Below are 2,073 nucleotides of genomic sequence, written 5' to 3'. Positions count from 1 at the left end.
CAGTTGCACCCGCTCGGTGGCGGTGGCCAGCGCCCCCAAGGCGGTGTAGGCCTCCAGCATCGGCTGGTCGGGCGAGCCGAGCATGGGTAGCTGGTATCCGTGGCAATCACGGTTACAAACGGTGAGAGGACCAGAGATGAGCGATTACGAGGCTTGGGCTAGCCGGTATGCCGACTACTACGCATCGCCAGCCGAGCTGGCGAATGGGTATGAGGATTACCTGAATACCCGCGACGAGCTGGCAGGCATCTTCGCAACGGCGGAGGATGTCAACCGATGAGCACCACACGGGCCAACCAAGCCGAGGACGATCGCTGCTCGGTGGCCGACGCGCTCACCAGCTACGGCGCGGACTTCGCCTACCAGCACGGTGGGCTGGTGAGAGCTATAGCGCACGGCGACATGATGGTCGTGACCAGATCACCGTTGATCGCCCACGACGGCAGCCTCGCGTACCGGCCGGTTGTCGACTACATCGAGCGGCGCCGGCTGGTGCTGGCGGACCGGCGCGAGTTCAACTTGCGGGACGGTTCTCTCGTCGAGTCGTCCTGGTGGATGAGCAGGGTGTTGCTTCGGGACGGGCTGGCCGCTTACGGCCCGAGCCCGCTGGTCGAACTGGAAGCGGAGCTGACGCGATGAGGGATATAGACGCGCCCGGCTACCCGAGAGTTCGGCGCGGGCCAAGCCCGTCCGTAATTGCTATGCGTGCGCTGCTGTGGGAGGGCGAGAAACAGCGGTCAGCGGCCAACATCGAGCAGTGGCGGTCTGAGAACCGTGAGGCGTTTAAGTCGTGGGACACCACCTACGGGCATCTCGTGCAGATCGGTTGTGACCGGTTCTACGTTGGCCGCTGCCAGACGTGCCAGCGGATTATGACTGTCCACCGCGACGTGAGCCACTACAAGCACGGGTTTACACACGTGGGTCGCTGGCCTAAGACGTGCGCGGAGTGCCGGGCGAAGAGAGTGCGAGCGCATGACGACAAAGCGCGCGGGCGGATGCGGCGGTTGCGGGAGCGGGAGCGTAATCAGAAGCGGGCGGCAGCTCGCAGCTCCGAGTTCTTCCTAGATGAGGAACGGGCGGGATTCAGCATCGTTCCAGAGGCGTTGCTGTCAAGCAGGGTCGGGTCTCTCGCCGGGCAGTCGCTTGGCATCCGGTGCTTGACGTGTGGTGACTGGATTAGAATCCGGTTGGATATCACGTTTCCGAGGCCGATACCCGGTAAGGGCGACACGCCGAAGTGACCAGTCGATATGTTCCCCTTCTTTAACTAAAGGGTGTAGGGGGGAGAGCGGGTAGGGAGCACGTTCCCGGACGTGAGGTCCGTCACAAACGGGGGCATACGGTGTGAGGAATTTAGAAATTCACACCTACTAATAAGAGGGACGGTCCCGGGATCGAGGGGCCTACCCGTCGTGAGGTTCGTCACAGGTGGCTGCCAGAGCACGAAGCAAACCGCGCGCTCATGCCCATATTCAATTGAAGGACCACCCCGGGGAGACATACCCGTCTGCGATGCCACCGAGATTTTCTACGCAAATCTTGCCCATATAAGGATGAGACAGGTCAAGACCCAGCTAGGCGGGCATAGCCCGCCGACGCCGTGCCACCGGAGCTATCGCTCTGGTGGTGATTTTTTTCGGCGAACACACTCAGAATCCACGGACTGGTCTGCGGCCAGCCCGCACTTACCCACGCGGTCAGCGGCCGCACACGTCCTGGCGTCAGCGACGCCGGAGAGGAACCAACCATGTCAAGGTCAAGCCACTGTGTCCACGGGCACACGATCCGGTCAGCGGCCGACCGGTACCCGTCGAACGGCGCGTGCCGCGCGTGCGACCGGGAAACGTCACGTGAGCGGCAGCGCGCCTACCGGGCCGACGCCCGGCGCTACCGCGCGGTTAAAGCGATGATGCTCGCCTCGTAGGACGCTGGTATTAGGCCCTAGCTTCAACGCTAAGCCACGAACTACCTCCCCCGGTGCAATGACCCTGGGGGGATGGTAAACGGCCGTAGGTTTCGATCCTACGGCCTTTTTTATGCGCTGCCAACGATGCCAGCGCCAAACAACCG

Annotated in this window: 2 protein-coding genes and 1 pseudogene; 2 read left to right on the top strand and 1 reads right to left on the bottom strand. The window is 62.8% G+C overall.

Annotation, left to right across the window (positions count from 1 at the left end):
* Window positions 1–102, bottom strand: a pseudogene (locus AC2VON_RS18665) (LLM class F420-dependent oxidoreductase); the annotation flags it as partial.
* A gap of 34 nt (window positions 103–136) precedes the next feature.
* Between AC2VON_RS18665 and AC2VON_RS18660 the strand changes: the two are divergent.
* Both AC2VON_RS18660 and AC2VON_RS18655 read left to right on the top strand, forming a co-directional pair.
* Window positions 137–280, top strand: a complete 144-nt coding sequence (locus AC2VON_RS18660; protein WP_486954293.1) for a hypothetical protein — start codon at window positions 137–139, stop codon at window positions 278–280.
* Window positions 277–639: a hypothetical protein gene (locus AC2VON_RS18655; RefSeq protein ID WP_486954292.1), complete on the top strand. Its 363-nt coding sequence runs from the start codon at window positions 277–279 to the stop codon at window positions 637–639. The genes AC2VON_RS18660 and AC2VON_RS18655 overlap by 4 nt, the downstream gene beginning before the upstream one ends.
* Window positions 640–2,073: the final 1,434 nt, after the last annotated feature.

This window comes from Mycobacterium sp. TH-M82 (assembly GCF_057473605.1).
Note: the sequence above shows the minus strand (reverse complement) of the source record. Positions and strands in the feature narration are given on the sequence as shown.